The sequence below is a fragment of the Nocardiopsis listeri genome (assembly GCF_020741345.1).
GTDB lineage: Bacteria > Actinomycetota > Actinomycetes > Streptosporangiales > Streptosporangiaceae > Nocardiopsis > Nocardiopsis listeri_A.
This window is the reverse complement of the sequence record NZ_DYZD01000348.1, coordinates 1-7347: the sequence shown is the minus strand read 5'-3', so window position 1 is coordinate 7347 and position 7347 is coordinate 1. Positions and strand designations below refer to the sequence as shown.

General features: G+C 72.6%; 2 protein-coding genes. Both read left to right on the top strand.

The window, feature by feature from the left end; all coding sequences use genetic code 11:
• Positions 1–3260, top strand: a 3260-nt coding sequence (locus K8V84_RS18625; RefSeq protein WP_304076629.1) for an SDR family NAD(P)-dependent oxidoreductase, incomplete at its 5' end; no start/stop codon positions are given.
• 58 nt (positions 3261–3318) lie between these two features.
• Positions 3319–7347: type I polyketide synthase (locus K8V84_RS18620; protein WP_304076632.1), on the top strand; the 4029-nt coding region annotated here is incomplete at its 3' end.

Sequence of the window (7347 nt, the reverse complement as noted above, 5' to 3'; positions counted from 1 at the left end):
CCGCCGGAGACACCCTCGCGAACACGGAACCGGGCTCGACCGTTCCGCCCTCGTCCGGCGCCGAGCGGGTCCCGGTCGACTACACCGACCTGAGCGTTCGAGGTTACGGATACGGTCCGGTGTTCCGTGGGCTGAAGTCGGTGCGCGAATACGCGGACGAACTCTTCGTCGAGGTCGAACTGCCGGATCCGGCCGTCACGGACGAGACGTTCCACGGGCTCCACCCGGCCCTGATGGACGCCGTCCTCCACGCGGTGTTGCCGAGGGGCGGCGGAGAGAGCCACCACGGGCCCGTGGTGCCGTTCGCCTGGAGTGGCGTTCGTCTGACCGCCGCCGGGGGAGAGGAGGCGCCCCGCACGTTGAGGGCGCGGCTCTCCCCGTTGGGCGGGGACCGCTACCGGCTCCTGGCCACCGACACCGGGGGCGAAACGCTCTGGTCCGTCGATGAACTGACCCTGAGGCCCCTGGGCCGGGACGCTCTTCCCGAACCGGAACCGGGCGAACTTCCCGAGCTGTACGAGCTCCGGTGGGAGACGGTGGAACCTCCGGAACCCCGGTCCGAGGAGACCGGTACCGGCTCCCTGCCCGCTTTGGCGGACCTGGACCCCGAGGCCCCGGTGCCCGCGCTGGTCTGCGCCGAGCTGCCCGCCTCCGTGGTCTACGCCGAGGGCGACGCCCTGCCCGACGCGGTGCGACAGGGGCTGGAGTCGGCCCTGGAGTCGATCCGCGAGTGGCTGGCGGACGATCGTACGGTCGACTCCCGTCTGGTCCTGGTCACCTGGCGCGCGGTCGCGGTGGAGCCCGGGGAGCCGCTCCCGGGGCTCGCGGCCGGTCCGGTCTGGGGGCTGCTCCGCGCCGCCCAGCGCGAATATCCCGGACGCCTGGTGTTGTTGGACTCCGACGGTGCCGAGGAGTCCCACGCGGTCCTGTCCGCGGCGCTCGAACTCGACGAACCACAGATCGCCCTGCGTTCGGGCGACGTCCTGGTTCCTCGTCTGAGGAGGCCCTTGGACGAGGTGACGGACATCGTGGTGCCCTCCACACGGATGTGGCGGATGGACACTCGGCGCCCTGGCTCCCTGGATTCGGTGGAAGCGCTGCCCGCGCCGGAAGCCCGTGACACGCTGGCCCCGAGCGAGGTCCGGGTTTCGGTCCGGGCCGCCGGCGTCAACTTCCGGGACGTCGTGGTCGCTCTGGGCCTGGTCGAGGGCGAGACCGGAATCGGTATCGAGGGTGCCGGGGTCGTCCTGGAGACGGGCTCCGAGGTGACGGACCTGGCCCCCGGTGACCGGGTGGCGGGGATGTTCGACGGTGCCTTCGGCCCCTTCGCCGTGGCGGACCGGGCCCGTCTGGCCCGCATGCCCGAGGGCTGGACCTTCGAGCAGGCGGCCTCGGTACCGGTGGCGTTCCTGAGCGCCTACCACGGTCTGGTGGACCTGGCCGCCGTACGACCCGGTGAGAGCGTGCTCGTCCACGCGGCGGCCGGGGGCGTGGGTACCGCCGCGGTCCAGCTCGCCCAACACATGGGTGCCAGGGTGTTCGGCACCGCCAGCCCGCACAAATGGCCCGGGCTGGCCGCCTACGGCCTCCCGATGGAACGGCTGGCCTCGTCCCGCACGCTGGAGTTCGAAGGCCGGTTGAGGGAGGCCAACGACGGCCGGGGCGTCGACGTGGTACTCAACTCGCTGTCCGGTGAGTTCGTGGACGCCTCGCTGCGCCTCCTGCGCTCGCCCGGGGACGGAGCGGGACCGGGCGGCCGCTTCGTGGAGATGGGCAAGACCGATATCCGCGACGCCGACCAGGTGGCCGTCGATCACCCGGGCCGTACCTACGAGGCCTTCAGCCTGCCGGACGTGGACCCCGAACGGATCGGCCAGATGCTCACGCGGGTGATGGAGCTGTTCGGGGAGGGGGCCCTGCGCCCCCTGCCCACCACCGTGTACGAGGTCGGAGAGGTCCAAGAGGCCTTCCGCGCGCTCCAGCGTGGTGAGACCGTCGGCAAGGTGGTCCTCAGGATCCCCGCTCCCTTCCCCCAGGAGGGCACGACCCTGATCACCGGTGGTACCGGCGGGCTCGGCCACCGTCTGGCGCACCATCTGGTGACCGCTTACGGTGTTCGGAACCTGTTGTTGCTCGGCCGTCGTGGTACGGACACCCCCGGGCAGCCGGAGCGGACCGCCCAACTGGAGGCGTTCGGCGCCGAGGTGGAGGTCGTCGCCTGTGACGCGGCCGACCGTGAGGAACTGCGACGTGTCCTGGACGCGGTACCAAAGGACCGTCCGCTGCGCGCGGTCGTCCACGCCGCGGGCACCCTCGACGACGCCACCGTCGCCTCCCTGACCCCGGAACGATTGCACACCGTGCTCCGCCCCAAGGTCGACGCCGCGTGGAACCTGCACGAGCTCACCGACGACCTGTCGTCCTTCGTCCTGTTCTCCTCGGCGGTGGGCGTCCTGGGCAACCCGGGGCAGGCGAACTACGCGGCGGCCAACTCCTTCTGTGACGCGCTGGCACACCTCAGGCGCGGGGACGGCCTTCCCGCCGTCTCGCTGTCGTGGGGGCTGTGGGCCGGCGGTAGCGGTATGACCGGTCACCTGGAGGAGGCCGACCTGGCCGTGCTCGGCCGGAGCGGGCTGTTGCCGATGCGGCCCGACGCGGCGCTCGACCTGTTCGACACGGCGCTCTCGCGGGATCCGGCCCACGCTGTACCCGCGTGGATCACCCCGGCCGCCGACGTCAGCGTGCTCCGAGGGCTCCTGCCCGAACCCGGTGCGGAGAGTGCCGTGCCCTCCACCTCCACCTCCTCCGGTTCCACCCGCGGGGCGGGGGAGACGAGCGATCCGGCCGCGCGTTTGGCCGCCATGGACGAGGACGAACGGTCCCGCGCGCTGTTGGAGGAGGTTCGCGCGCACACCGCCGTGGTCCTGGGACACCGGGACGGTTCCGCGGCCAGGGTCGACCCCGACCGTCCCTTCACCGAACAGGGCACGGACTCGCTGACCAGCGTGGAGTTGCGCAACCGGCTCAGCGGCGCGGTGGGGGTGCGGATCCCGGCCACCGCCGTGTTCGACCATCCCACCCCCCGGGCGCTGGCACGGTTGCTCGGCGGTCTCCTGGCCCCGGAACCCGAGGTCGCCACCGAGCGGGTCGGCAGGCACCGGACCGACACCCCTCGCACGGAGACCGGAAGCGAGGACGACATCGACGAGATGGGCGTCGATGAACTGGTGGACCTCGCCCTGCGGGGCCCGAGCGTTTGACGAGGAGCTTGTGTTGAGCAGCGAAAGCGAACGCCTGGTCGCGGCGCTCCGGAGCGCGATGAAGGAGAACTCCCGGCTTCGCGCCGAGTTGGAGAGCGGCTCCGAGCCCGAGCCGATCGCGATCGTGGGTACGGGATGCCGGTTGCCGGGTGGCGTGGACACCCCCGAACAACTGTGGGAGATGGTCTCCGAGGGACGGGAGGCGGTCGGTCCCTTCCCCGACGACCGTGGATGGGACCTGACGGGGCTGCTGGCGGAGGGGGAGAACGGCCGACTCGTCGACATGGACCGGGGATCCTTCCTTCGGGAGGTCTTCGACTTCGACCCGGCCTTCTTCGGCATCTCGCCCCGTGAGGCCGAGGCGATGGAACCCCAACAGCGCCTCCTGCTCGAACTGGCCTGGGAAACGCTCGAACGGGCGGGGATCGCCCCGGCCTCCCTGGCCGGCAGCGAGACCGGTGTCTACGTCGGGCTCGTCCAACAGGAGTACGGGCCGCCGGTGCACAGGCACACGGCGGACGGCGTCACCCTGACCGGGGTGTCGTCGAGTGTCGCCTCCGGCCGCATCTCCTACTGCCTGGGGCTGATCGGCCCGGCGCTGACGGTGGACACCGCCTGTTCCTCCTCGCTGGTCTCCATGCTCCTGGCCGTGCGCGCCCTTCGTGAGGGCGAATGCTCGCTGGCCCTGGCCGGTGGCGCCACGGTCATGTCGACCCCCGGAACCCTCACCGAGTTCACCCGTCTGCGCGGGGTGGCCCCCGACGGCCGCTGCAAGGCCTTCGGTCGGGAGGCCGATGGAGCCGCCTTCTCGGAGGGGGCGGGGATGGTGGTGCTGGAACGCCTGTCGGACGCCGAACGCAACGGTCACCGTGTCCTGGCGATCGTCCGGGGTGGAGCGGTCAACCAGGACGGGGCCTCCAACGGGCTCACCGCCCCCAACGGACCCTCCCAGGCCCGGGTGATCGGCCGGGCCCTCGCCGACGCCGGGCTGACCCCCGCCGAGGTCGACCTGGTGGAGGCCCACGGCACCGGGACCACCCTGGGCGACCCCATCGAGGCCCAGGCGTTGATCGACGCCTACGGTCGGGAACGTTCCGAAGGCCACCCGCTCTGGTTGGGTTCGCTCAAGTCCAACATCGGGCACCCCCAGGCCGCCGCCGGGGTGGCCGGGGTCATCAAGACCGTCGAGGCCCTGCGCCACGGTGTCATGCCGCCCACCCTGCACGCGGACGAACCCAGCACCTACGTGGACTGGGACGGAGGCGTCCGGCTGCTCCAGGAGATCCGACCCTGGGAGGACACCGGCCGGCCGCGAAGGGCCGCCGTCTCCTCGTTCGGGATGAGCGGGACCAACGCCCACCTGATCCTGGAACAGGCACCGGAACCGCGGACGTCCGAGGAGAGCCACTCCGCTCCGCGGGCCGCCCGTACGAGGCCCGCCTCGGTGACCGGGGCCGCCGCCTGGCCCCTGTCCGCGCGTACCCCCGAGGCGCTCACCGCCCAGGCCCGGCGACTGCGCGAACACGTGCGGGCCCGCCCCGACCTCCTGCCGTCCGATGTCGGGTACGCCTTGGCCACCACACGCTCGGCCCTCGAACAGCGGGCCGTGGTCGTGGGACGCGACCGCGACGAACTCCTGGCCGCGCTGAGCTCCCTGGAGGCGGGAACACCGGGGGCCACCGTGGCCACCGGTCGGGCCCGCCCGGACCGTCGCCCCGTACTGGTCTTTCCCGGGCAGGGCGGCCAGTGGGAGGGCATGGCGGTCGAGCTGTTGGACTCCTCTCCCGAGTTCGCCCGGCACATCGAGGCCTGCGAACGGGCGCTGGATCACCACGTCGGCTGGCGGCTCACCGACGTCCTTCGAGGAACGCGGGGCGCACCCGCCCTGGACCGGGTGGACGTGGTGCAGCCCGCGCTGTGGGCGGTCATGGTCTCCCTGGCCCGGCTGTGGATGGCGCACGGTCTGGTTCCGGCCGCCGTGGTCGGCCACTCCCAGGGAGAGGTCGCCGCCGCGCACATCGCGGGTGCCCTGAGCCTGGACGACGCGGCGAAGGTGGTGTCCCTGCGCAGCCGGGCCGTGCTCGAACTGGCCGGGACCGGGGCGATGGCCTCGGTGTCGAGTCCCGCCGAGGCCGTGCTCGACCGCATCGGCCCTTGGGCGGGACGGGTCCACGTGGCCACGATCAACGGTCCTTCGAGCACCGTCATCGCGGGCGAACCCGACGCGGTGGCCCAGGTGGTCCGGGGGTGTGAGGACGAAGGCGTCCGGGCCAGGATGATCGCCGTCGACTACGCGTCGCACACCCCGTTCGTGGACGTCCTGCGCGATCGGATCCACAAGGAGCTGTCCGAGATCACCCCGGCCCGACCGGAGATCCCCCTGTACTCCACCCTGACCGGTGAGCTCTTGGACGGACGGCCCTTGGACGCGGCGTACTGGTTCCAGGGCCTGCGCGAACCCGTGCGTTTCGCCGAGGCCACCGAGGCCCTGATCACCGCCGGACACGACGTGTTCGTCGAGGTCGGACCGCACCCGGTGCTCACACCGGCCGTTCAGGAGACCGCCGAGGCCGTCGGGGTCGACGACGCGATCGCGCTGGGAACCCTGCGCCGTGACGAGGGCGGCCCTGTCCGCTTCCTGACGGCCCTGGGGCAGGCCCACGGCCACGGGGTCGACCTCGACTGGTCCCCGCTGTTCGAAGCGGGCACCACCCCGGTCGACCTGCCCACCTACGCCTTCCAAAGACAGCGGTACTGGAGGCCGGGACCGGAGACGGCCGGGCGACCCTCCGGGAACGGCGTCGGCCCCGTCGACGGCGGCCCCGCCGGGGACTGGACCTACCGCGAGGAGTGGGTGACCGTCCCGGTGCCTGCCGCCGCATCGGCGAACCCTCGGGCCGCGGCCGCCGATCAGGGCACCTGGCTGCTGGTCGGCTCCCGGATCGGGCCGGCGCTCCAAGGCTGCGTCGCGGCACTGGAGGCCGGCGGCCACCGCACCCGTGTTCTCGACCTTCCCGACGACATCGGGCGGGACGCCGTGTCCGCCCTGCTCGAAACCGCCCGCGACGGGGCGGGGAACATCGCCGGCGTCCTGCTGACCACGGCCCTGGACACCGTCCCCGACGAGGTCCGCCCCCCGTCCACCGACCCCGCCCACGAGGACGCCCTCCTCACCCTCCAGGCCATGCTCGACACGGGGATCGACGCCCCGCTGTGGTGTCTGACCAGTGGTGCGGTCGACAGCGGAACCGGGGTGACCGATCCCGCCGCCGCGTTGCTGTGGGGCCTGGGCCGTGTCGCGGCCCAAGAACACACCGACCACTGGGGTGGTCTGGTCGACCTTCCCGACCCGGGCGACCCGGAGAGCGGAACCGTCCTGGCCGCGGTGCTGAGCGGCCGGGTCGCGGCGGGTGAGGACCAACTCGCGGTGCGCGGACCTGACGTGCTGGCGCGACGACTCGTCAGAGCGCCGCTCGGAGAGGACGGGGTCCGGGACTGGAAGCCGTCGGGCACGGTGCTGGTCACCGGCGGCACCGGGGGGCTCGGCGCGCACACGGCGCGCCGGCTCGCCGAGCTGGGGGCCGAACACCTCCTTTTGCTCAGCCGCCGCGGGCCCGACGCTCCCGGGGCCGAGCAGCTGAAGGCCGATCTCCGTGCGTCCGGGGCCCGGGTCACCCTCGTCGCCTGTGACGTCGGAGACCGCGCCGAACTCGCCGAAGCCCTCTCCGGCGTTCCCGAGGACCTTCCGCTCACGGCCGTGTTCCACACGGCCGCCGAACTGGACGACGGCGCCGTGGCCGACCTCGACCCGGCCGCCATCGCCCGGGTCCTGCGGGCCAAGGCGGACGGAGCCGTGCATCTGCACGCGCTCACCGGTGGGCTGGACCTCTCGGCGTTCGTGTTGTTCTCGTCGGTGGGCGCCGTCTTCGGTGTGACCGGACAGGGCAACTACGCGCCCGGCAACGTCTTCTGTGAATCCTTCGCCCACTACCGCCGATCCCTGGGGCTGCCCGCCACGTCGATCGCGTGGGGCGCCTGGGAGGAGGCCGGGATGGCCGGTCGCGAGGCCGTGGCCGGGCTCCTGCGC